The 21,782-nt window shown below is 54.4% G+C and carries 38 protein-coding genes and 1 tRNA gene; 6 read left to right on the top strand and 33 right to left on the bottom strand.

The genetic code is table 11. The features are described 5' to 3' along the window. The first annotated feature begins 76 nt into the window (after nt 1–76). The 3 genes from RHH81_RS06035 (at nt 77) to RHH81_RS06045 (ending at nt 1,687) form a co-directional block, all read left to right on the top strand. The gene (locus tag RHH81_RS06035) at nt 77–601 is read left to right on the top strand and encodes an alpha/beta hydrolase (RefSeq protein WP_206201492.1); all 525 of its coding nucleotides are present in this window, start codon (nt 77–79) and stop codon (nt 599–601) included. Between the two features lie 395 nt (nt 602–996). Next, nucleotides 997–1,143, top strand: coding sequence for a hypothetical protein (locus tag RHH81_RS06040; protein WP_206201493.1), 147 nt, complete (start codon nt 997–999; stop codon nt 1,141–1,143). Then, nucleotides 1,136–1,687: an RNA-guided endonuclease TnpB family protein gene (locus tag RHH81_RS06045; RefSeq protein WP_225901703.1), complete on the top strand. Its 552-nt coding sequence runs from the start codon at nt 1,136–1,138 to the stop codon at nt 1,685–1,687. Before RHH81_RS06040 ends, RHH81_RS06045 begins: the two co-directional genes overlap by 8 nt. 130 nt (nt 1,688–1,817) lie before the next feature. On the opposite strand, the gene RHH81_RS06050 is transcribed toward RHH81_RS06045, so the two are convergent. After that, entirely contained in the window at nt 1,818–2,969 is a 1,152-nt protein-coding gene (locus tag RHH81_RS06050) for a cysteine desulfurase family protein (protein ID WP_206201495.1), read from the bottom strand. 125 nt (nt 2,970–3,094) lie between these two features. Here RHH81_RS06050 and RHH81_RS06055 point away from each other — a divergent pair. Together RHH81_RS06055 and RHH81_RS06060 are read left to right on the top strand one after the other, a co-directional pair. Then, nucleotides 3,095–3,167: transfer RNA gene (locus RHH81_RS06055), tRNA-Ile, on the top strand. Between the two features lie 77 nt (nt 3,168–3,244). Continuing rightward, nucleotides 3,245–3,616, top strand: coding sequence for a ferredoxin-thioredoxin reductase catalytic domain-containing protein (locus RHH81_RS06060; RefSeq protein WP_206201496.1), 372 nt, complete (start codon nt 3,245–3,247; stop codon nt 3,614–3,616). On the opposite strand, the gene RHH81_RS06065 is transcribed toward RHH81_RS06060, so the two are convergent. Next, nucleotides 3,613–3,870, bottom strand: a complete 258-nt coding sequence (locus tag RHH81_RS06065; protein ID WP_310438380.1) for a spore coat U domain-containing protein — start codon at nt 3,868–3,870, stop codon at nt 3,613–3,615. The genes RHH81_RS06060 and RHH81_RS06065 overlap by 4 nt on opposite strands. 222 nt (nt 3,871–4,092) lie before the next feature. Between RHH81_RS06065 and RHH81_RS06070 the strand changes: the two genes are divergently transcribed. After that, nucleotides 4,093–5,427 (top strand): MFS transporter, encoded by a 1,335-nt coding sequence (locus RHH81_RS06070; protein ID WP_310743524.1) that lies wholly within the window; start codon nt 4,093–4,095, stop codon nt 5,425–5,427. On the opposite strand, the gene aguB is transcribed toward RHH81_RS06070, so the two are convergent. From aguB to rplD, 31 genes are read right to left on the bottom strand one after another with little or no spacing between them, the layout of a single operon-like run. Further along, a complete protein-coding gene (aguB, locus tag RHH81_RS06075; RefSeq protein ID WP_310743525.1) occupies nt 5,424–6,281 on the bottom strand; it encodes an N-carbamoylputrescine amidase in 858 nt (285 codons plus the stop codon). The genes RHH81_RS06070 and aguB overlap by 4 nt on opposite strands. Further along, nucleotides 6,278–7,303: an agmatine deiminase family protein gene (locus RHH81_RS06080; RefSeq protein ID WP_310743526.1), complete on the bottom strand. Its 1,026-nt coding sequence runs from the start codon at nt 7,301–7,303 to the stop codon at nt 6,278–6,280. The genes aguB and RHH81_RS06080 overlap by 4 nt, the downstream gene beginning before the upstream one ends. Nucleotides 7,304–7,312: 9 nt before the next feature. Continuing rightward, entirely contained in the window at nt 7,313–7,588 is a 276-nt protein-coding gene (rpmE, locus tag RHH81_RS06085; protein ID WP_149817874.1) for a 50S ribosomal protein L31, read from the bottom strand. A gap of 39 nt (nt 7,589–7,627) precedes the next feature. Then, nucleotides 7,628–8,041 carry a 30S ribosomal protein S9 gene (gene rpsI / locus RHH81_RS06090; protein WP_149817876.1) on the bottom strand — a complete coding sequence of 138 codons (414 nt, stop codon included), beginning with the start codon at nt 8,039–8,041 and terminating at the stop codon, nt 7,628–7,630. A gap of 1 nt (nt 8,042) precedes the next feature. Further along, on the bottom strand, nt 8,043–8,501 hold the full coding sequence (gene rplM, locus RHH81_RS06095; protein WP_024125583.1) for a 50S ribosomal protein L13: 459 nt from the start codon (nt 8,499–8,501) through the stop codon (nt 8,043–8,045). Between the two features lie 16 nt (nt 8,502–8,517). Further along, on the bottom strand, nt 8,518–9,372 hold the full coding sequence (truA, locus tag RHH81_RS06100) for a tRNA pseudouridine(38-40) synthase TruA (protein ID WP_206201502.1): 855 nt from the start codon (nt 9,370–9,372) through the stop codon (nt 8,518–8,520). Between the two features lie 6 nt (nt 9,373–9,378). After that, complete coding sequence (gene rplQ, locus RHH81_RS06105) at nt 9,379–9,729, bottom strand: 50S ribosomal protein L17 (RefSeq protein WP_206201503.1); 351 nt, start codon at nt 9,727–9,729, stop codon at nt 9,379–9,381. Between the two features lie 22 nt (nt 9,730–9,751). Continuing rightward, nucleotides 9,752–10,717, bottom strand: a complete 966-nt coding sequence (locus RHH81_RS06110; protein ID WP_206201504.1) for a DNA-directed RNA polymerase subunit alpha — start codon at nt 10,715–10,717, stop codon at nt 9,752–9,754. Nucleotides 10,718–10,746: 29 nt separating this feature from the next. Then, a complete protein-coding gene (gene rpsK, locus RHH81_RS06115; protein WP_011055959.1) occupies nt 10,747–11,139 on the bottom strand; it encodes a 30S ribosomal protein S11 in 393 nt (130 codons plus the stop codon). 42 nt (nt 11,140–11,181) lie between these two features. Continuing rightward, nucleotides 11,182–11,562 carry a 30S ribosomal protein S13 gene (rpsM, locus tag RHH81_RS06120; RefSeq protein ID WP_310743527.1) on the bottom strand — a complete coding sequence of 127 codons (381 nt, stop codon included), beginning with the start codon at nt 11,560–11,562 and terminating at the stop codon, nt 11,182–11,184. Nucleotides 11,563–11,595: 33 nt separating this feature from the next. Then, nucleotides 11,596–11,709: a 50S ribosomal protein L36 gene (rpmJ, locus tag RHH81_RS06125; protein WP_011055957.1), complete on the bottom strand. Its 114-nt coding sequence runs from the start codon at nt 11,707–11,709 to the stop codon at nt 11,596–11,598. Between the two features lie 60 nt (nt 11,710–11,769). Next, the gene (gene infA, locus RHH81_RS06130; RefSeq protein ID WP_011055956.1) at nt 11,770–11,994 is read right to left on the bottom strand and encodes a translation initiation factor IF-1; all 225 of its coding nucleotides are present in this window, start codon (nt 11,992–11,994) and stop codon (nt 11,770–11,772) included. Further along, entirely contained in the window at nt 11,987–12,574 is a 588-nt protein-coding gene (locus RHH81_RS06135; RefSeq protein WP_206201505.1) for an adenylate kinase, read from the bottom strand. Before RHH81_RS06135 ends, infA begins: the two co-directional genes overlap by 8 nt. Beyond that, on the bottom strand, nt 12,574–13,884 hold the full coding sequence (secY, locus tag RHH81_RS06140; RefSeq protein WP_206201506.1) for a preprotein translocase subunit SecY: 1,311 nt from the start codon (nt 13,882–13,884) through the stop codon (nt 12,574–12,576). The genes RHH81_RS06135 and secY overlap by 1 nt, the downstream gene beginning before the upstream one ends. 12 nt (nt 13,885–13,896) lie before the next feature. Then, nucleotides 13,897–14,361, bottom strand: a complete 465-nt coding sequence (gene rplO, locus RHH81_RS06145) for a 50S ribosomal protein L15 (protein WP_206201507.1) — start codon at nt 14,359–14,361, stop codon at nt 13,897–13,899. Between the two features lie 13 nt (nt 14,362–14,374). Beyond that, the gene (gene rpsE, locus RHH81_RS06150; protein WP_011055952.1) at nt 14,375–14,899 is read right to left on the bottom strand and encodes a 30S ribosomal protein S5; all 525 of its coding nucleotides are present in this window, start codon (nt 14,897–14,899) and stop codon (nt 14,375–14,377) included. Between the two features lie 11 nt (nt 14,900–14,910). Continuing rightward, nucleotides 14,911–15,273 (bottom strand): 50S ribosomal protein L18, encoded by a 363-nt coding sequence (rplR, locus tag RHH81_RS06155; protein WP_206201508.1) that lies wholly within the window; start codon nt 15,271–15,273, stop codon nt 14,911–14,913. Further along, nucleotides 15,274–15,837: a 50S ribosomal protein L6 gene (gene rplF / locus RHH81_RS06160; protein ID WP_206201509.1), complete on the bottom strand. Its 564-nt coding sequence runs from the start codon at nt 15,835–15,837 to the stop codon at nt 15,274–15,276. Nucleotides 15,838–15,855: 18 nt separating this feature from the next. Next, nucleotides 15,856–16,257, bottom strand: a complete 402-nt coding sequence (gene rpsH / locus RHH81_RS06165) for a 30S ribosomal protein S8 (protein ID WP_149817898.1) — start codon at nt 16,255–16,257, stop codon at nt 15,856–15,858. 29 nt (nt 16,258–16,286) lie between these two features. Next, nucleotides 16,287–16,832, bottom strand: a complete 546-nt coding sequence (gene rplE, locus RHH81_RS06170) for a 50S ribosomal protein L5 (protein ID WP_206201510.1) — start codon at nt 16,830–16,832, stop codon at nt 16,287–16,289. A gap of 57 nt (nt 16,833–16,889) precedes the next feature. After that, nucleotides 16,890–17,243: a 50S ribosomal protein L24 gene (gene rplX, locus RHH81_RS06175; protein WP_310743528.1), complete on the bottom strand. Its 354-nt coding sequence runs from the start codon at nt 17,241–17,243 to the stop codon at nt 16,890–16,892. Further along, entirely contained in the window at nt 17,243–17,611 is a 369-nt protein-coding gene (rplN, locus tag RHH81_RS06180) for a 50S ribosomal protein L14 (protein ID WP_149817900.1), read from the bottom strand. The genes rplX and rplN overlap by 1 nt, the downstream gene beginning before the upstream one ends. A 12-nt stretch (nt 17,612–17,623) precedes the next feature. Beyond that, the gene (rpsQ, locus tag RHH81_RS06185) at nt 17,624–17,872 is read right to left on the bottom strand and encodes a 30S ribosomal protein S17 (protein ID WP_011055945.1); all 249 of its coding nucleotides are present in this window, start codon (nt 17,870–17,872) and stop codon (nt 17,624–17,626) included. Next, a complete protein-coding gene (gene rpmC, locus RHH81_RS06190; protein ID WP_206201511.1) occupies nt 17,872–18,084 on the bottom strand; it encodes a 50S ribosomal protein L29 in 213 nt (70 codons plus the stop codon). Before rpmC ends, rpsQ begins: the two co-directional genes overlap by 1 nt. Nucleotides 18,085–18,086: 2 nt before the next feature. After that, nucleotides 18,087–18,518, bottom strand: a complete 432-nt coding sequence (gene rplP / locus RHH81_RS06195) for a 50S ribosomal protein L16 (RefSeq protein WP_149817904.1) — start codon at nt 18,516–18,518, stop codon at nt 18,087–18,089. A 14-nt stretch (nt 18,519–18,532) separates the two neighbouring features. Then, nucleotides 18,533–19,249, bottom strand: coding sequence for a 30S ribosomal protein S3 (gene rpsC, locus RHH81_RS06200; RefSeq protein WP_149817906.1), 717 nt, complete (start codon nt 19,247–19,249; stop codon nt 18,533–18,535). Between the two features lie 12 nt (nt 19,250–19,261). Beyond that, complete coding sequence (gene rplV, locus RHH81_RS06205; RefSeq protein ID WP_011055941.1) at nt 19,262–19,630, bottom strand: 50S ribosomal protein L22; 369 nt, start codon at nt 19,628–19,630, stop codon at nt 19,262–19,264. Between the two features lie 30 nt (nt 19,631–19,660). Next, nucleotides 19,661–19,939: a 30S ribosomal protein S19 gene (gene rpsS / locus RHH81_RS06210; protein ID WP_011055940.1), complete on the bottom strand. Its 279-nt coding sequence runs from the start codon at nt 19,937–19,939 to the stop codon at nt 19,661–19,663. Nucleotides 19,940–19,961: 22 nt separating this feature from the next. Further along, on the bottom strand, nt 19,962–20,828 hold the full coding sequence (gene rplB, locus RHH81_RS06215) for a 50S ribosomal protein L2 (protein WP_302676458.1): 867 nt from the start codon (nt 20,826–20,828) through the stop codon (nt 19,962–19,964). An 11-nt stretch (nt 20,829–20,839) separates the two neighbouring features. Then, nucleotides 20,840–21,142 carry a 50S ribosomal protein L23 gene (locus RHH81_RS06220; RefSeq protein WP_206201513.1) on the bottom strand — a complete coding sequence of 101 codons (303 nt, stop codon included), beginning with the start codon at nt 21,140–21,142 and terminating at the stop codon, nt 20,840–20,842. Further along, nucleotides 21,135–21,767: a 50S ribosomal protein L4 gene (gene rplD, locus RHH81_RS06225; protein WP_302676457.1), complete on the bottom strand. Its 633-nt coding sequence runs from the start codon at nt 21,765–21,767 to the stop codon at nt 21,135–21,137. The genes RHH81_RS06220 and rplD overlap by 8 nt, the downstream gene beginning before the upstream one ends. Nucleotides 21,768–21,782 lie beyond the last annotated feature (15 nt).

The following is a 21,782-nucleotide window of genomic DNA, read 5'->3' on the forward strand; positions in this document are numbered from 1 at the left end:
AGCTCTATTTTCGCTGCTATACTGCTAGCGGTGCAATCCGACGTTTGTACTGAAGTGATTTTGGAGTCGATCCCCTATGCTGAAGCGTCTTTCGCCTTGGTTACTGGCACTGGCACTACCCGTGGGTGCCCTTTTCACCACCCCTGCCAAAGCAGCTAACTTTGTCTCCCTCACCTATGGTCCTTTTCAGCGCTCCTTCCCGATGTCGGAGCTAGAGGAATTTGTGTCCACTCAAGAAGCTACGGGAGAATTGCGAGCATTGATGCGGATGGTTTCCAAAGATGACCAAGCCAAGCTCCTTGAATTCTTGGGTATGCGGCTGCCCTTTAATGTTGTGCAAACCAATAAAATTTTGAGTAGTCCCATTGGCAAAGATTTACTCAAACAATTTTCTCAGGTCACGATTCGCCGCGATAAAGCCGGTGAAGTGGCTCTCCGTGGTGCCATGCTCACTGCCGCTGCTTCTCCGGAAGGGTTGAGCATGATGTCGTTTTTGAAAAACTATCCTGCTGAAACCATCAACCTTGATTTGCGCAAGCTCAACCAAATGCTCAAGAAACAAGATGGCATTATGAGCATGCTCGGGAAACTGCGCCCATAGCGCTAGACGATTGACGAAGAGTTAAAATTAACGATTCCAGTGCAGGGGCAAAGAGGCTCCTGCATTTTTTAGCAATCTACCAAAATTCGCCGTAGTACTCCGTCTATACCGCAAAGCGGTTAGGTGGTGGTGAGGTGGCGGGCGACTGCAGGGAGCAGTCACTCAATCTCAGCTTGTTGCTGGACATATTGAGCTGGCACCGAACATCGGGCGCGACTAATAGCTATAGTCCACTCATGCTCACCCTGACGTACGAGTACAGGCTAAAACTAACCCAGCAGCAGGCCAAGCAGATCGACTACGATCTAGACGTGTGTCGCCAAGTTTGAAATGATGCGCTGAGGGAGCGCAAAGACTGGATTGCTTCGCGCAAATGTCCAGTCAATGCCTGCTCTGTGCCTAGCGAGTACATCATCCCAGCGGATGCCCCCTACCCCAGCTTCAACGTGCAGTGTCAACGATTCACCCAAGCAAAGCAGTTCAACCCTGATTTAGCGTCGGTTAACGCCCAAGCATCAGCAAGTCTTGAAGCGGGTGGTTAGCCTCGATGTTGGCTTGGAATACTTTCTCTCCACCTCGGACGGACTTCAACTAGCACGGCCTAGGTTTTTCGTAGAGATGCAACGCAAGCTTCAATTGCTGCAACGCAGACTGAAGCGGAAACAGATTGGGTCAGCCAACTGGAAGAAGATTCAACGCAAGGTGGCGAAGCTGCATGAACAGATTGCCCGCACCCGCAGGGACTGTCACTTCAAGGTTGCCCACCAACTTTGCGACGGGGCTGATGTGATTGTGGTGGAGGATTTGAATCTGATTGGCCTCAGTCGTGGGACGCTGGGCAAGCACATGCTGGATGCGGGTCATGGGCCATTCCTGAACTCGGTGTTGCCTTGGGTGGCCTGCAAGCGTGGCAAGGTGGTTGTCAAGGAGAAAGCAGCGGGCACCTCTCAAGAGTGTCCCAACTGTGGCGAAGCAGTCCGCAAAACGCTATCAATCCGTTGGCATGAGTGCCCCTGTGGCTGTTCAATGCCTAGGGATATTGCCGCTGCGGAATCGATTGATAGGCGGTGGGGCGCACCGTCTTGAAAATGCCCCTGGAGAGGTTCTGGCGGGGATGACTTTCGGGTCATCTAGTCAAGACTCTGTGAACGGGGAATCTCCTGCTATACGCGTTGGCCTAAGCCTGCCGTTAGGCATAGCGTTACCGGGATGAGCGTCAACTCTGGTGGCGTAGTTGTTGAATGCTGTGGTGAATCTGCTGAAGCGCTAAATCAATCTCGGTCTCTGTGGTGGTACGTAATAAACCAAATCGCAGCGAAGCATGAGCAAGGGTGGGCGATCGCCCCAAGGCAAGCAGAACGTGAGACGGTGTTGGTTTGTCGCTACTACAGGCTGCCCCCGTTGAGAGGGCAACATGGGGATAAATCGACTGTAGGAGGGCATTGCCCTCAACCCCACCAATACTGACATTGAGACAGTTGGGTAAACTCTGTTGCCAATCACCATTGAGATAAATGTCTCCAAGGGAGGCTAAGCCCTGCCACAGCCGTTCTTTCAGGTGCCGCAGATGGGGAATATCCGTGGCTTGACGTTCCTGAGCGAGTCGTACTGCTACCCCAAAGCCGACAATGAGGGGGGTGGCCAAGGTTCCGGATCGCCAGCCCTGTTCTTGACTGCCACCATGAAGTTGAGGCGCAAGTTGGACGCGGGGGCGATCGCGCCGCACATAGAGGGCACCAATGCCCTTTGGTCCGTAGAGTTTATGGGCAGTCAGGGACATGAGATCCACCTGAAGCGCCTGAACATCCAAGGGAATTTTGCCCAAGGCTTGAGCGGCATCGGTGTGGAAGAGTACCCCGCGATCGCGACAGCGGCGACCAATCTCGGCCAAGGGTTGGAGCACCCCAATTTCATTATTGGCAGCCATCACGGATACCAAGATGGTCTCATGGGTAAAGGCTTGCTCTAACTCAGCCAGATCAATGAACCCTTTCTCATTCACCCCTAGATAGGTCACCCGAAAGCCAAGGGACTCCAAATAGCGACAGGGAGCGAGCACTGCATTGTGTTCTGTCTGCACGGTAATGATATGGCGACCGCGACTGTAGTAGGCTTCAGCCACCCCCTTGATTGCCAAGTTGTCTGCTTCAGTGGCACCACTGGTGAAAATGATTTCTTCGGGATGGGCATGGATGGCTGCGGCAATCGTTTCACGGGCAAGATCAATGGCGGCGGCGGCCTCCCAACCATAGGCATGGGCACGATTACTGGCATTGCCGGGGCGATCGCTAAAATAGGGCAACATGGCTGCCAGTACTTGGGGATCCACCGGTGTGGTTGCCAGTCCATCTAAGTAAATTGGCTTCATCCCCAGTCTTCTTGAAACCCCTTCTCCTTTAGCCTAGCAAGGAACCCCGCACTCAATGGCCATTCAGACCATCTGGCGGTAGAAAGCGCCAAGTGGGACTATATTGAAAAGTGATAGGCATTTTCCCAGGGTTGGCCGAGCGGATGAGGCAGCGAACTCATAATTCGCCATAGGCTGGTTCAACTCCAGCACCCTGGATCTTTTAATCCAGTCAACGCCAATCCAGCGATCGCCTTCCGCTAAACTGAAAGAAGTTTCGTGTCGCAAATTTTGCCATGAGTAGCACCTATAAACCGCAACAGGCCTCCGACAAAAATCTTGAAGCCATGCGCAAGTTTGCGGAAACCTATGCTAAGCGCACAGGAACCTACTTTTGCTCAGATTTGGGGACAACGGCGGTTGTTCTGGAAGGATTGGCCAAGCATAAAGACGACTACGGCTCTCCCCTGTGTCCCTGCCGCCACTATGAAGACAAAGAAGCAGAGGTAGAAGCGGCCTACTGGAACTGCCCCTGTGTGCCCATGCGCGAACGGCGGGAGTGTCACTGCCTTCTCTTTTTAACTCCGGATCATCCCTTTGCGGGTACAGCTCAGGAGATTTCCTTTGAACAAATTCGCGAGGAAACCAATCGCTTTACGGTTTCTTAGTATTCCAGTGTCACTACAATCGTATTGCTGTAGATGCCCGCAGGCACAAACTGCCGGGTGGGGATGCGACCAAAAATTTCAAGGGTTGTAGGGGCATGATTCACAGGCACTAAGGTACGCAAACTGCTCCCACCGGTACCATCCCCCCAGATTTGGGTGCGAGCGGCATCAATGTAAAGGTTGTAGTCAAGGCGCCCCCTGCCAGAGGTCATTTGTCGAGGGATAAAAGGATCGGCATTGCCAGTAGGCGCCAAGGTTTAGGCCAGTCACGCTGTTAATGGTGCAGTTTGCAAAAGTAACTGTCGGTAGAGCTAGGCCGCTGGCGATCGCGAGCAGGATACTGAGATGTAGCTGCACCACTCACAGGTATTTAAGAACAACCTACGCCAATCCAATCATAGTTCATCCGTGATTTCCCTTGGCAGACATCCCCCTAGGGGGGATATAGTAAACGCGTGGGTTCTGAGGTGGCCACCATGACCTTTCAACTTCCTCCCCTGTTGCAGTGCCTACGGAATCGAGCCTTTGCCGGTCTCTATACGGCGCAAACGATCAATCTGATTGGGGATGCGTTCACATGGCTCGGCTTAGCACTCCTTGCTTTTGAGTTAGCAGGAGAGAATTCAGGACTGTGGCTCTCAACTGCCTTAACGCTGCGGGTCACCATTTTTGTGCTATTGGCTCCTATTGCTGGTGTCTTAGCAGATCGATTGGATCGCAAGGGATTGATGGTGACTACCCATCTTGTGCGGATGGTTTTGGTATCCTTCTTGCCGTTTGTTACTGACGGCTGGCAACTGTATCTCGTAGTGGCTTTGCTGAGTGGCTTTCACGCCCTTTTTACCCCAACCTACACGGCCACATTACCCTTGATTACGACGGCTGAAGAGTGCCCACCGGCGATCGCCCTCTCGAATGCCACGTACCAACTCCTGAGTGTTTTAGGCCCAGCCCTCGCAGGTAGTGTTGCGGCGTTATGCAGTACCCGTTCAGTGTTCTTTTTGGATGCTTTGACCTTTTTGGTTGCAGCGGTGTTGATTGCTGGGCTGCCCACTGCTTTGATCGTACCTAGAGCAGGATCAGTCCCCCCCCGTAGCGGATTTCTTGAGGAGCTAAGTGTTGGTAGTCAGTGCCTTTGGTGGGATGCAGCAATTCGCTATGGATTACTACTGCAATTGGTGGCGGCGATCGCTGGCGCGGAAATTTTGGTGAATACCGTCGGCTATGTTCAGGGCACGCTACAGGCAGGAAGTCAGGCCTACGGCTCAATTATGGCGGCATTTGGTGTGGGTGCTACTTTGGCTGCGGTGATTTGGGGTTCTTCCTGTCGCAGGATGAGTGCAGTGGTGGTGATGGCCCTAGGGGGGATACTGACGGTGCTGCCGTTGCTGGCTGCCTATAGTGCCAATGTCCCTACCCTCGCTCTGTTGTGGGCGATCGCGGGTATCGGTAAAACTCTCGTCAATGTGCCTATGCAGACGGTAATTGCTGAGAGAGTGGCCGTGGACTTGCAGGGTCGGGTTTATGGCGCTCAGTTTGCTTGGAGTCATCTTTGGTGGGTCTTGGCCTATCCCCTAGCGGGATGGTTCGGCAGTCAGTTTCCAGCCCAACATTTTTTCTATACTGGCCTCAGTAGCATGGTGCTTTTCATCGCTTTTGTGGTGTTGACCCAACCGTGGCACCTGCGGCATCTCCCCGCTGGTTTTTGGCACACTCATCTCCATGAGCACGACAGCGAGCATGATCATTGCCATCGGCCACAGGCTCATCAGCACCTACACTTTCATCTCCAGCCAAGCCACGGCAATTAACTAACACCATCCGCAGTCAACAGGGCTTTGTAGAGGCCGGGTCGGCGATCGCGAAAGAAGCCATAGGCCGCCCGTAGGTGCTCAATTTCCTCTAAATCAAATTCATGGACAAGCACTGCTTCTTGGGTGCGATCAGCCTCGGCCACCAGATCTCCCCTTGGATTAGCAATAAATGAACTGCCATAGAATAGTTGCCCCCCCTCATCACCCACACGGTTGGCTGCCACCACTGGAATCACATTTGCCACTGCATGACCAACCATCACCCGCTGCCACGGGTCTTTGGTGTCCAAGCTGGGATCGTGGGGTTCACTACCAATGGCAGTGGGATACACGAGCACTTCTGCTCCCATCAGGGTCATCACCCGTGCAGCCTCTGGAAACCACTGATCCCAGCAGATGCCGACACCGATTTTGCCGTAGCGGGTACGCCAGACTCGAAAGCCTGTATTGCCGGGGCGGAAGTAAAACTTTTCCTCATAGCCGGGGCCATCGGGAATATGACTTTTGCGATAGACACCGAGGTTGACACCCCCCGCATCAATCATGGCCACACTGTTGTAATAGACGGTGCCCGCCTTTTCAAAAAAGGACACTGGAATCACCACCGCCAGTTCCCGCGCCAAGGCCTCAAAGTGAGCAATTGTTGGGTGGTTTTTCACGGGGTGTGCCCGCTGAAAGTGACTCTCCCGCTCTTCCTTACAAAAATAGTGACCTTCAAATAGCTCTGGCAGGACAATGACCTGTGCCCCCTGCTGATGCGCCTGCCGCACTAGATCACTGAGGTGCAGAATATTGGTCTCAACATCATCGGTCAGTTGAGCTTGAATGGCAGCAACGGTCAGTGTTCTCATAGTTCCTGCTGAGTAATGCAATGGAAGGCGCCTCCCCCTTCTAAAATCGTCCGTGCGGGAAGGCCAACAGTTTTGCGACTGTGAAAGAGCTTGGCGATCGCCTCAACCGCTTTGGCATCCGCTTCGACACCATAGGTGGGGACGACAACGGTGGTATTGGCAATATAAAAATTCACGTAGCTAGCGGGTAAAATCTCCCCCTTGCGACTCGTCACCCGCCCCGGCGAAGGCACTGGGATCACCTCTAGGGAGCGCCCCTTGGCATCCGTTAGCGTTTGCAACTGCTCATAAATCGTCAGCAGGACATCGTAGTTCGGATCCTCAGGGCTGTCGGGCAGCATACAAACCACGGTTGCCGGAGCCACAAAACGCACCAGCGTATCGATGTGACCATCGGTGTGATCGTTGGCCAGTCCCGATTCAATCCAGAGGATTTTGCTCACGCCAAGGGCGGGCTTGAGGCGGGCTTCCACTTCTGCGCTGTCTAAATAGGGATTGCGGTTGGGGTTGAGGAGGCACTGGCGGGTGGTGAGGCAGGTTCCTTCGCCATCCACTTCGATCGCCCCCCCCTCCAAGAATAACGGCACCGCCCCATAGGGGAGGCCGATGGCTAGAGCAAGGCGCACAGCCAAGTCACTATCGCCGGGAAGTTGATACTTCTTGCCCCAACCATTAAAGGGCAAACAGAGGAGTCGGCGCTCCCCTGCCTCATTGATTAAGCCCACAGGAGCGGTATCCCGCAGCCAAATGTCACCAAAGGGGAGCTGATAAAACTGTGGATTCAGATCCCCGAGATAAGAACGAGCAGTGGCTTCTCCCACCTCATCTAGCACCAGAATCTTCAGTTGCTCCCCGCGGCACTGACCTGTTACGGGATCGGGGTCAGCGATCGCGCGACACAGGGCAGTAAATTCTAAACGCACCTGCGGTAATAGTTCTCCCCACAAATCCTCGTGACTGGGGAAAGCTAACCAACAGGCGCGATGGGGCAGCCACTCAGCCGGCTGAAAAAAGGGGGACATGAAGAGCGATTAGCCCTTTTTGTTGGTTTTGGGTGCAGGTTTAGCGGCAGCTTTTTTCCCTTTAGCAGTTTGCTGGGGTTTGGCACCGCTGTATTTCCGGCGGAAGCGTTCCACCCGCCCTTCAGCGTCAACGATTTTCTGAGTACCCGTGAAGAAGGGATGGTTGCCTGACCAGATATCCACGTGCAGTTCGGGTTTCGTGGAACCCACGGTCATCACTACTTCACCGTCACAATAGACTTTGGCTTCGGGATACCACTGGGGATGAATGTTCGGTTTTGGCATAGGCGTCTCACCACAAACGAGAAGTAAAAGACGAAAATCCTAACGTTTTGAGTATTGGGGGGCTTTGCGGGCTTTGCGCAGACCGTATTTACGCCGCTCCTTGGCACGGGGATCGCGGGTGAGATAGCCTTCCGTTTTCAGCGGCTTGCGGTTTTCGATGTCCAGTTGACACAGGGCGCGGGCAATCCCTAAACGAATGGCATCTGCTTGCCCCGTCAAACCACCCCCCGTGGCATTGACATAAATATCATAGCTACTTTCAAGGCCAAGGGTTTCAAGGGGGGCTTTCACCAAGTTGAGATAGGTGGGGTTGTTTTGCAGGTAGTCAGCCCCATTGCGGCCATTGATCAACAGTTGACCGCTACCGGGGATCAGGCGCACCCGTGCCACCGCCGACTTACGGCGACCGGTTCCCAAATAAACTACCCGCTTAGACTGATCAGCAATCTGCATGTTAGGCTCCCGGAATCGTGTTAATGGTCAAAGGCTGGGGTTTTTGCGCTTGGTGGGGATGCTCTGGCCCAGCATAAACTTTCAGCTTGGTAAAGAGTTTACGGCCAAGGGAATTTTTCGGCAGCATCCCTTTGACAGCATGCTCAATAATCCGCTCGGGAATGCGGGCTTGCAGTTGATCAAAGGTTTCAATTTTCATGCCGCCGGGGCGTCCCGAGTGACGACGGTAGAGTTTTTGGGAGCGTTTTCTGCCGGTGACGGTGACTTTCTCGGCATTGATGACAATCACAAAGTCACCCGTGTCCATGTGGGGGGTGTAAATGGCTTTGTTTTTACCCCTGAGAATACGGGCAATTTCTGCGGCTAGCCGACCCAAGCGTTGATCAGCGGCATCAATGACATACCACTGGGGAGCAAGGTCATCCACGGCGGGCAGTGGTGTCTTTACGGTACTGGTCATCACAAACTCCATGATTCTATGCAATGGACAATTCAGGGCTAATGGAGGCTAACTGAAACTGGGGCATCGCCTCGGTGCACAGGGCAAGGGGGAAAGGCGATTCAGGATAACCCACCCCCAATAGACAAAGGCCTACAGGGGGGGCAGCATACTTGACGAGGTGGCGTTGCTCCTGCTGCCAAATTTCCGTAAAACTGGCGGGCGATCGCTGGCCTTGCCCCACCTGTACCAAGAGTCCCACCAACAGGCGCATCATGCCGTAGAGAAACCCCGAAGCTTGCACCTCAATTTCCACAAGGGCACCGCGCCGCTGGCAGCTCACCGCCTGCACCTCCACCCAAGAATGGGCACGATTCGAGCCCGAACGGTGAAAGGCACTGAGGTGATGCCGCCCCAACAATGGCTGAAGCACGGCTGCCATTTTTTCCACATCCAAAGGGGCATAGTAGTAGTGCCATGTCCAAGGGCGCAGAAAGATATTGGGGCAGGGATCGGTATAGAGGGTATAGCGATAGCGACGCCACAGCGCCGAGAAACGGGCATGCCAGTGATCGGGCACCACCGCCGCCGCACGAATCACCACATCGGCAGGCAAGCGAGCATTGAGAATCCCCGGCCAACGATGAACGGGAATGGGCGAGTTGACCGTGACGTGAGCCACTTGACCAGCAGCATGAACCCCTGTATCGGTGCGACCGGCTGCGACAACAGAGACGGGATGATTGACAACACTGGCGATCGCCTGCTCAATCACCTCCTGTACTGTGCGCTGTCCCACCTGCCGTTGCCAGCCGTGGAAATGGGTGCCCTGGTACTGAATAAGCAGTGCCAAGCGTTGGCCGCTCTGAGGAGGTGCGATCGCCGTCATCATTGCCTGCTACACCAGTTCAATGACCGCCAATTCGGCATTATCACCTCGCCGCCGCACACTGCGGATAATGCGGGTATAGCCACCCTTGCGATCGCCATAGCGCTCTGGAGCTTGGGCAAACAGAGCATGCACCAGTTGCTTATCGTAGAGATAGCCAAGAGCACGCCGCCGTGCCGCCAAGGAGCCATCCTTTGCCAAGGTGATCATCCGCTCCGCCTCTGCGCGTACCGCCTTTGCCCGCGCTTTGGTGGTGGTAATGCGGCCATGGCGAATCAATTCAGTGGTCAGTGCCCGCAGCAGTGCTTTTCGTTGATCGGCTGGCAGTCCTAGCTGGGGAACCCGACGTTGGTGACGCATAGACAAACCTCATTCAATCTCTCTAGTTACGGGCAGCTTTTTGGGGCGGTAGCGTAATGCCCAAGTGTTTTTGCAGTGCTTCGATCACTTCCTCGGCAGACTTTTGACCGAAGTTTTTGATCTCCAGTAGCTCTTCTTGGGAATACTCAAGGAGGTCAGCGACCGTATTGACTTGGGCACGCTTGAGACAGTTGTAGGCACGCACCGACAAATTGAGTTGCTCAATGGGAATTTGTCCCGTTTCGTCATGCTCATCGGTGGTGGTGGCCTCAGAGGTGTGCAGGGGCACTTCCTTCAAGGGGCTAAAGAGATCCACGAGAATCGTTGCCGCCTGATTGAGGGCATCTTGGGGGGTCAAGCTGCCATTCGTCCAGATTTCCAGTTTTAGATAGTCTTGGAGCTGGCGATCGCCCTCTGCACCCGCACTGCGCACCGAATCAACGGTATAGTTGACCCGCCGCACGGGCATAAAGACCGCATCCAATTGCAGATAGTCCAAGGCAAGGCGATCGTCCCGTACCCGCTCCACCGAGCGATAGCCACGATCCTGTTCAATCTTGAATTCCATCTCCAAGGTTGCCCCCGGCATCAGCGTGGCAATATAGTGGTTGGGGTTGACCACTTCCACTTCAGAGCCAAGTTGCACCATGCCAGCAGTAACCGTCAATGGCTCATTCTCAGGGGCTTGGGCAAAAAGGCGACCCATTTGGGGTTCTGAGGTGTGGCTGCGAATCACCAACTGCTTCATTTGCAGCAAAATGTCCATGACATCTTCGCGCACACCGGGAATTGTTGAAAACTCATGATTCACACCGGCAATGCGCACCGCTGTCACGGCACTACCGGGTAAGTTGGCAAGAAGAACCCGCCGCAGGGCATTCCCCACCGTAATCCCTTGACCGGGGGCGAGGGGGTACAGCGCAAATTGGCCGTACTGCCCTTGATCCTCCTCAACCCGTGTTTCCAAACATTCAATTTGATATGCCATAACTGTGCTCCCAAGTGACCCAAACGAACCTAAACCCGCCGCCGTTTGGGGGGACGGCAACCATTGTGGGGAATGGGGGTCACATCCCGAATGAGGGTAATTTCTAGACCTGCGGCTTGCAACGCCCGAATCGCTGTCTCGCGACCAGAACCGGGACCACTCACCATGACCTCAATTTGCCGCATTCCCTGATCAATGGCACGGCGAGCTGCATTATCAGCAGCAGTTTGAGCTGCAAAGGGTGTGCCTTTTTTGGCACCTTTGAAACCACTGGAGCCAGCGGAGGCCCAAGCAATCACCTCACCATTGGGGTCGGTAATTGAGACAATCGTGTTATTAAATGTGGACTGAATGTGGGCAACGCCACTGGGGACATTGCGCTTTTGCTTACGAGGGCCAGAGCGTTTTGCAGAGGGTGCCATAATCTATCCAAACCGTGAATCAGGTAGCAGGAGCGGAAAAATTTATTTCTTAGCAGCGGGTTTTTTCTTACCCGCCACAGTGCGGCGACCACCACGACGGGTGCGCGCATTGGTACGGGTGCGCTGACCACGAACCGGCAATCCAAGGCGATGCCGCCGCCCGCGGTAGCAGCCAATGTCCATGAGCCGCTTGATATTCATGGCCTCGAGACGGCGCAGATCCCCTTCCACTTGGTACTCGTCAATGGTAGCCCGCAGTGCCGCAATATCGGCATCCGTCAAATCGCGAGTGCGGGTATCTGGGTTAACACCCGTTTTTGCCAAAATTTCCTTGGAGCGGGTCAAGCCGATGCCATAGATGTAGGTGAGGGCAATTTCAATGCGTTTGTCGCGGGGTAAATCAACACCAGCAATACGAGCCATGAATCTAGTTCCTATGTGTGCAACAACAGTGGGTTACCCTTGGCGCTGCTTGTGTTTCGGATTGGTGCAGATCACCATGACCCGACCACGTCGCCGAATGACGCGGCATTTTTCACAAATACGCCGTACCGATGCTCTTACTTTCATATCAGTTGCTCATGTAGTCGCAAATTTTATATCTTAGCAGAGTGGCCAACAAAGATCAAACTACTTTTTGCGCAGGCGATAGGTAATCCGCCCTTTGGTCAGGTCATAGGGGGTCAATTCCACCTTCACGCGATCGCCCGGCAAAATTTTGATGTAGTTGCGGCGAATCTTACCGGAAATATGGGCAAGGACATTAAAGCCATTGTCCAGATCCACCCGAAACATGGCGTTGGGCAATGACTCGGTCACTGTCCCTTCAATTTCAATAGCATCCTGTTTAGACACGGTTCACCTCCCCAATACGTGCTTGAATGGCAGCAGTTACCTCTTCGATCGTACGTGTTCCATCAATGTGCACAAACTTGGGATGACTCATGTACTGTTGAATCATCGGTAGGGTTTCCCGCTCATAGACCTGTACCCGCTTGAGGATGGTTTCAGGGGTATCATCGGAGCGCTGCTGACCATTGGCCGCTTGCTGAGCACGCTTGAGGGCGCGTTCCTGGAGAATCGCAGCAGGCACATCTAAGAAGAGCAAGTAATCATAGTCTTGGTGAATGCTTTTGAGCATCTCCTCAAAGACTGCTGCTTGTACCACATTGCGGGGAAAACCGTCCAAAAGCCAACCCGCAGCCGTATCTGGCTGTTGCAAGCGATTGGCCACCATATCCACAATCACCTGATCCGGTACCAGTTCACCGCGATCCATGTAGCTTTGAGCCTGTTGACCGAGGGGGGTGCCCGCAGCTCGCTCTGCCCGCAGAATATCCCCTGTAGAAATATGGGGAATCCCCAAAAGTGTGGTCAGAATTGCTGCCTGTGTCCCTTTGCCCGAACCAGGGCCGCCAAACAAAATTAAGCGCATTACTGCTTCACCATCCCCTCATAACGTTGTGAAATCACATAGGTTTGAATCTGTTTTGAGGTGTCAATGGCCACCCCCACCAAGATCAACAGGGAGGTCGCCCCCAGCCCTTGAAATGTTGTTACTTTGGTTGCACTTTCGACTGCCGTGGGAATAATCGCCACCAGACCCAAAAAGATCGCCCCTAGGAATGTCAGGCGGTTGAGAACCCGCTCTAGGTAATCAGAGGTGGCTTTCCCCGGTCGAATTCCCGGAATACTAGCGCCCATCTTTTTCAGGTTTTGGGACATATCCACAGGGTTGACAATCAAAGAAGCGTAAAAGTAGCTAAAGAAGAGAATCAAGAGCAAGTAGAAAATCACATATGCCCATGGGGTAGGACCTGCGGGGGAAACATAGCTGGCCAGTCGTGCCACGAGTTCGTTGCGGGTAAACTGCGCCAAGGTGGAAGGCAGAATGAGTACCGCTGAGGCAAAGATAATTGGCATCACCCCCCCTTGGTTTAAGCGCAGGGGCAGGTAACTGGTTTGCTCGCGGTAGAGTTTGCGCCCCACTTGGCGACGTGCCGAAACAATGGGGATGCGGCGAGTCCCCTCTTGCACAAAGACAATGCCGACAATCATGGCCAAAAAGACGGCCACCAAAATAACGATGCCGCCAATATTGCCCCCACTTTCGGCGAGGGCGATCGTCTGACCCACTGAGGCAGGCAAGTAGGCAACAATGCTCAAAAAGATCAAGAGTGAGGCTCCATTACCCACGCCCCGCTCAGTAATCAATTCCGAAATCCACATCACCACCATTGAGCCAGCGGTCAGGCCAAGGACAATTTCAGCAACAAACCACGCCCCCGGATGCAAAGCCGCACCGGGAATGGAACTGACAAAAATGGCAATGCCAAAACTTTGCAGAACTGCCCAGCCCACAGCCACGTAGCGAGTAATTTGGGAAATTTTGCGGCGGCCGGCTTCTCCCTCATCCTTTTGCAGCCGCTCCAAGGAGGGGAGAGCAGCAGTCAGCAATTGCATGATGATGGAGGCGTTAATATAGGGCAGAATGCCGAGGGCAAAAATCCCAAGGGCAGAGAGGCCACCGCCTGAAAAGATGTCGAGGAAGCGAATCACGGCATTATCTTGGACGCTCTGGGCAAAAACGGCGCGATCGATCCCCGGAATGGGTAGATAAATCCCCAGCCGTACCAAGATCAATAGCCCAATGGTGATCAGGAGTCGACCCCGCAGACCAGCCGCTTGAGCCATCTGCATAAAGGTTTCTTGGGCAGTGGGTGCCTTGCCGCGATTCACAATCATATTGGGGTTCCTCTATTCACTGTCGGCAGCAACGGAGGTCTCCACACATACCCCACCAGCAGCTTCAATCTTGCTGCGGGCACTGCCACTAAAGGCAGCGGCATGAACCTCTAGCTTGACGTTTAGCTCACCATCCCCCAGCACTTTGAGGGGATATTTGGCGGTGGTGAGAATGCCAGTCTCAAGGAGAGACTCAACCGTCACTACACTATTGGCGGGTAGGGTATTGAGACGACCCACGTTGATCGTAGTGTAAACCTTCCGGTTGACGAGGGGAAAGTGCTTGAGTTTGGGGAGACGACGGTAGAGGGGGTTTTGACCGCCTTCAAAGCCGGGACGGGTAGGGCGACCAGAACGGGATTTTTGCCCGCGCATCCCAAAGCCACCACTTGCCCCTTGACCTGCGGCAATGCCCCGACCAATCCGCCGTTTGCGTCGTCGCGATCCCGCTTGGGGGTGCAGATCTTGAAACCGCATGGACAACTCCTACCTATTTGCTATAGAGGTTTTCAATGGGGATTTCCCGCTCCTCGGCAACTTCTTGGAAGGTGCGCAAGGCCGCAAGGGCTTCGAGGGCGGCGCGGGCATTGTTGAGGGGGTTGCTGGAGCCTAGTTGTTTGGCCAGCACGTTGCGTACCCCTGCTAGTTCTAGAACGGTGCGCACAGAGCCACCAGCAATTACCCCGGTTCCCGGTGCAGCGGGGCGAATCATGACGCGGGCAGCACCGCCTTCGCCAAAAGTGGGGTGGGGAATAGAGTTGGACTTGGTGATCGGGACATCAATCAGGTGCTTTTTGCCATCGGCCACACCTTTGCGCACTGCACCAATGACATCGGCAGCCTTACCGACGCCCACACCCACTTGGCCACGCTCGTTGCCAACAACCACAATGGCGCGGAAGCTCAGTTTCTTACCGCCTTTGACTACTTTGGAGACGCGGCGGATCTGGACGACCCGCTCTTGCCAGTCGGTTTCTTTTTCAACTTTGCGGGGGTTTTTACGACGATTTGCCATCGGGTCATCCTCTAAAAGTCTAGTCCAGCTTCACGGGCGGCATCCGCCAAGGCCTTGACACGACCATGGTAGAGATTGCCACCGCGATCAAAGACAACGCGCTCAATGCCAGCGGCTTTGGCACGCTCTGCAATTAGTCGCCCCACTTCAATAGAGGCGGCACAGGTGCTGCCATCCCCCAGCTTTTGCCGCAGTTCTGGCTCAACACTGGAAGCGGCCACAAGGGTATGGTGCCGGGTGTCATCAATCACCTGAGCATAGATGTGCTGATGAGAACGAAAGACAGCGAGGCGGGGGCGATCGCTGGTACCTTTGACTTTGCGGCGAATGCGCTGATGCCGACTTTGGCGAGCCGCAGTACGAGTTTGTTTCATCTATTTCTTCCCTGTCTTACCAACTTTACGACGCACAAATTCACCCATATAGCGAATGCCCTTGCCTTTGTAGGGTTCAGGGGGACGTACGGCGCGAATACGGGCAGAGGTGTTGCCGACTAGTTCTTTATCAATGCCACTGACAAGGACAATCGTACCCTGCTGCACTTTTTTACCTTGGTTGTCCTCAATTTCTAGGGTAATGCCCTCAGGTGGCACAATCTCAACGGGGTGGCTGTAGCCCATACTGAGGACAAGGGTTTTGCCTTGGAGTTGGGCGCGGTAACCGACCCCTTGAATCTCCAGCTTTTTCGTAAACCCTTGGGAGACGCCTTCCACCATGTTGGCCAATAGCGTGCGGCAGAGGCCGTGGCGTTCTTTAGCAGGTCGAGAATCATCGCGGCGTTTGACAACAATATTTTCGCCCTCTTGGGCAACATTCACCTCGGGCGGCAAAACCCGACTCAGTTGACCCTTGGGGCCTTTGACCGTGACCTGCTGCCCGTCTAGGGTGAGGGTAACATTCTTTGGCAGGGGGATGGGACGCTTGCCAATACGAGACATGTGGGACTTCCTCCGAGCTTACCAAACGTAACAGAGTACTTCGCCGCCAATGCCCTGCTTCCGTGCCTCGCGATCAGTCATGATGCCGCTAGAGGTGGAGATGATGGCAATGCCGATGCCACCGAGCACCCGGGGCAACTCACGGGAATTGGCATAGACGCGCAGACCGGGTTTGCTCACCCGCTTGAGCGCAGTAATAATCGGCTGGCGCTGCTTACCGCGATATTTTAGGGAAACCACAAGATGCCGTTTGATGCCGTCCCCTTGCTCTTCAAAATCGCGAATAAACCCTTCCGCTTTCAGCACCTGCGCAATACTGCGGGTCATGCGCGTGGCCGGAATGGTGGTGGTTTGATGACGCGCAAGGTTTGCGTTGCGGATGCGAGTTAGCATATCGCCAATCGTGTCATTTACTGCCATAGTTGCTCCTTAAAAATCTGCCTCCGGCGTTAGTTCTCACGGAACGGCATGCCCATTGCTTTGAGCAGGGCGCGTCCTTCTTCATCAGTATTGGCAGTGGTGATGATTGAGACATCCATGCCGCGAATTTGATCAATGTCGTCGTAGTTGACTTCGGGGAAAATCAGTTGCTCGCGCAAACCTAGGGTGTAGTTGCCTCGGCCATCAAAGCTTTTGGGGTTGACACCGCGAAAGTCACGGATCCGTGGCAGTGCCAAGTTAATCAAGCGATCCAAAAAGGCATACATGCGATCGGATCGCAGCGTCACGGCCACACCAACGGGCATGCCTTTGCGAATTTTGAAGCCCGCGATCGCCTTCTTGGCGCGGGTGACCACGGGCTTTTGTCCCGTAATCGTGGCAATTTCGGCAATGGTGGCTTCAAGGGCTTTGGCATTTTGCGCCGCTTCCCCCAGACCGCGGTTGACGGTTATTTTGACAATCTTGGGGACTTGGTGAATGTTTTTGTACTGAAACTGCTGCATGAGCTGCGGCACAACGGTTTTGTTGTAGTGATCTTTGAGGCGTTGGGACATGGGGCTTCTCCTAGGGGCATTCTCTGGGCTGGGTCAGAGAGGGAAAACGGGTTAGACCTAATCAATGATTTCGCCAGTTTTCTTGAGCATCCGCACCTTACGGCCATCTTCGGTGTAGGTGTAACAGATGCGGCTGGCCACGTTGTGCTTGGTGGAGTAGAGCATGACCTTACAACTGTGAATCGGGGCTTCTTTGGTGATGATTTGCCCAGATTCGCCCTCTTGGCGGGGCTTGACGTGTTTGGTTTTTAGGTTCACCCCTTTGACAATCACCTGACTCGTCTTGGGGAAAACGGCGAGGACTTCACCGACTTTGGCTTTGTCGCTGCCAGCGATGACTTGAACCGTGTCCCCTTTTTTCACGTGCATGCGATAGCGCACTGGCTTTTTGTTTGCTTTCTTGGCCGCCATTAGAGTACCTCCGGTGCCAATGAAACAATTTTCGTAAAGTTTTTATCCCGCAGTTCACGAGCCACAGGACCAAAGACACGGGTACCGCGAGGGTTACCCTCTTGGTTGATCAAGACAGCGGCATTGTCATCAAAGCGAATGCTCATGCCACTTTCACGGCGGATGGTTTTGCGGGTGCGCACAATGACAGCGCGAACCACATCGGATTTTTTCACGGCCATATTGGGGGTGGCATCTTTGACGGTGGCAATGATCACATCGCCGACACTGCCGTAGCGACGGTTACCGCCGCCGAGCACACGGATGCAGAGGAGCTTTTTGGCGCCGCTATTGTCGGCAACGTTGAGATAGGTTTCCTGTTGAATCATGGCTGGCTCTCCTTAGGCAGTGCGAGGACTGAGAATCTCGGCAATGACCCAACGCTTGGTGCGACTCAGGGGACGGGTTTCCCGAATGCGCACGCGATCGCCCACTTTGGCTTCGTTATTTTCATCATGGGCTTTGTAGCGGCGGGTTTTGACGACAATTTTGCCGTACTTGGGGTGGGGGGCGCGGTTTTCGACGGCAACGACGACGGTTTTTTGCATTTTGTCGCTGACGACGACGCCAACACGTTCTTTAACTGCCATTAGTCTTGGCCTCCACTGCGGCGACGTTCATTCTCAAGGGTTAAAAGCTGTGCCAACTCGTGGCGCAGATGCTTAAATTGATGGGGCTTGACCTCTTGGCGGGTGGCTTTTTTGAAGCGGAGATCAAAGAGTTCTTTTTTAATGGCGGCAATGCGATCGCTCACCTCTTGATCACTCAGTTCCCGCAGGTCTTTCATTTTTGTCAGTGCCATTCTTAACCCTCCTGTTGTTCCTCTTCTTGATTGCGCACCAGAAAACGGGTCTTGATCGGCATTTTGTAGGCAGCAAGGCGCATGGCTTCGCGGGCAACCGCCTCCGGCACACCGGCAATTTCATACATAATGCGACCGGGTTTGACCACTGCCACCCAGTATTCCGGTGAGCCTTTCCCTGACCCCATCCGCGTTTCGGCAGGCCGCATTGTCACGGGCTTATCGGGGAAAATGCGAATCCAGATTTTGCCACCGCGGCGGATATAGCGGGTCATGGCACGACGGCCAGCCTCAATTTGCCGTGAGGTGATCCAAGCGGGTTCAAGGGCTTGAAGGGCATAGTCGCCAAAGTGGATAGAGTTACCGCGACTGGCAACCCCCGTCATGCGACCCCGCTGCTGTTTGCGAAATTTTGTACGCTTTGGACTTAACATCGCTGGCTTCCCTGTTAGTTAGAGCGATTTTCAAATTGGGGTAGGCGGCGTTGGGGACTGCGGCGACTGGGTTCCCGTGTTACGGCTTCGGTTTGTCCCGGCAGTACCTCACCTTTAAAGATCCACACTTTCACGCCCAAAATGCCGTAGATTGTGCGGGCGGTGCGGTAGGCATAGTCAATGTCTGCCCGTAGGGTATGCAGAGGAACGCGACCCTCCCGTGTCCACTCGGTACGGGCAATTTCCGCCCCATTCAGGCGACCCGCCACTTGGACTTTGATCCCCTCAATGCCTGCTCGCTGTGCCCGCTGAATGGCTTGGCGCACGGCGCGTCGGAAGGCCACCCGTCGCTCTAGTTGCTGGGTGATGTATTCCGCCAAGAGGCTGGCCTCAGCATCGACACGGTTGACTTCCACCACGTTCACTTTGATCGTGCGGTTGCTAGGGAGCATCTGCCGCAGTTGCTTGCGCAGTTCCTCAATCCCTTGGCCGCCTTTACCAACGACGACGCCGGGACGAGCGGTGCGAATTTGCAACTCCACTTGATCCGCTTTGCGCTCAATGCGCACTTCCGCAATGCCAGCGTTGGCCAGTTGCTTGTTAATAAACGTGCGGATGCGGTGATCCTCCTGTAATAGCTCAGGATAGCGATCGCTATCGGCGTACCAGCGGGAGCGATGTTCTTGTGTAATGCCGAGGCGAAAGCCAATTGGATGAATCTTCTGTCCCACGATGGTATCCTTCTACGATTCGTCAGCAGTGTTTTGGGGCGCCACAGCAATCGTGATGTGGCAGGTGGGCTTGCGAATTTGGTAAGCGCGGCCCTGGGCGCGAGGGCGAAATCGCTTCAGGCAAGGCCCTTGATCGGCATAGGCTTGACTAATTACCAAGGTGGCGGGATCCAAGCCTAAATTGTGGGTGGCATTGGCTGCCGCCGATCGCAAGACCTTTGTAATCGGCTCACAGGCACGATAGGGCATAAAGCGCAGCATAATCAGGGCATCGCGGTAGGTGCGACCCCGCAGTTGATCCAGTACCCGCCGCACCTTGTGGGGTGACATGCGGACATACTTGGCGCAGGCACGGGCAGTAGGAGAAGAGGTAGAAACCATAGACGGCTATCCCAGACGCGAACAAGAGAATCAATGGCGGGCTTTTTTATCGCCCTTAACATGACTGCGGAAGTTGCGGGTGGGGGCAAATTCCCCCAGTTTGTGACCCACCATCTGCTCAGTGATGTACACGGGCACGTGCTGCTTGCCGTTATGGACGGCGATCGTGTGGCCAATCATTTCTGGCACAATCGTTGAGGCACGCGACCACGTTTTGATCACTTCCTTGGCATTGCGCTCATTGAGGGCTTCAATCTTGCGTAAGAGATGATCCGCCACAAAGGGGCCTTTTTTTAATGAACGTCCCATAACCTAACTTCTCCGCAAAAACCTAAGACTGACGACCACCGCGACCCCGCTTGGAAGACTTCTTACGACGCCGCACGATGAGAGCATCGCTGAGTTTTTTCTTCTTGCGAGTTTTGTAGCCAAGGGTGGGTTTACCCCAAGGCGTGACAGGCCCAGGACGACCAATGGGGGCGCGTCCTTCACCCCCACCGTGGGGGTGATCCACCGGGTTCATCACCGAACCGCGCACCTTCGGACGACGACCTTTCCAGCGATTGCGACCCGCTTTCCCTAAGCTGATGTTGTTGGCTTCAACATTCCCCACTTGGCCAATGGTGGCATAGCACTCCTTGCGGAAGAGCCGCACTTCACCCGAGGGAAGCTTGAGGGTGACCATATCCCCTTCTTTGGCCACTACTTGTGCCATCGCACCAGCAGCTCGCACCATTTGCGCACCGCGACCGGGGATAATTTCCACATTGTGCACACTGGTACCCAAGGGAATTTTGCCCAGAGGAAGGGAGTTACCCACTTCAATAGGGGCATCGGGACTGGCAATAACCTCGGTGCCGGGGGTCAAATCTCGAGGATGGATGATGTAGCGTTTCTCGCCATCGCGATAGTGGAGCAGAGCAATGCGGGCATTGCGGTTGGGATCGTACTCCACAGTTGCCACTTTGGCGGGGACATTGAGCTTGCTACTGCGGCGAAAATCCACAATACGATAGCGACGCTTGTGGCCACCCCCCCGCCGCCGACTGGTAATGACACCGCGATTGTTGCGGCCTTTGTCGCGCTTGAAGCCACGGGTCAGCGACTTTTCGGGCTTGTCGGTGGTAATTTCAGCAAAGTCAGAAACAGTTTTTTGGCGAACGCCGGGGGTGTAGGGTCGGTAAACGCGAATGCCCATGATCTACTCCGTTAAACTTCGGGGAAGAGAACGATCTTGCTGTCGGGGGCAAGGGTGACGATCGCCCGCTTGTAGCGAGGACGATGACCAACAAACCGACCCACACGGCGTTCTTTAGGGGGCAGATGATAGGTATTCACTGCTGTAACTTTGACGTTAAAGAGTTCTTCAATCGCAGCCTTGATTTGCGGTTTGGTGGCGCGCCGGTCCACATCGAAGCTGTATTGATTGTTTTCCAATAAAATCGTGGCCTTCTCTGTGATGATGGGGCGCTTGATGAGATCCGCAAGGGCGCGGGGTTGGACTTTAGTCACCGTACACCTCCTGAATTTTGGCGATCGCGCCAGTGGTGGCAACAATGCGATCGGCATAGAGTAAATCAAAAACATTCAATTGATCGGCACGCAGGAGTTTCAGGGTGGGCACATTTCGCGCCGAGAGTGCCACCATTTCGGCAATGTCTTCCACCAGTAGCAGCACCTTTTGCTCTGGCTCAATGCCCCAGCGTTGCAGCGCCGTCACCAGTTCCTTGGTTTTGGGACGGGGCAAGTGATCGGCAAAGTCTTGAACCACAATCAAGTCTTCAACGCGGCTCATCAGGGCTGTGCGCAGGGCAAGCCGCCGCTCCTTACGATTCATTTTTTGGCTGTAGTCGCGGGGCTTAGGACCAAAGATCACACCGCCCCCCCGCCAGAGGGGAGAACGAATCGAACCAGCACGGGCACGCCCTGTTCCTTTTTGCCGCCAAGGTTTGCGACCGCCGCCGCGCACTTCGGCACGGGTTTTGGTGGAAACGGTTCCCTGCCGAGCATTGGCTAACTGCCGCACAAGGGCACGATGAACAATATGACTGGCGGTTTCAGGTTTTGCCGTCGTTAGATCAAGGGTGGCTTCACCACTGTCGGCACCCTGCCAGTCTTTAACCACACATGCAACCATAACTACTCTCCAGCC

It is taken from the genome of Thermosynechococcus sp. PKX95, assembly GCF_031583295.1.
Taxonomy (GTDB): Bacteria; Cyanobacteriota; Cyanobacteriia; order Thermosynechococcales; family Thermosynechococcaceae; genus Thermosynechococcus.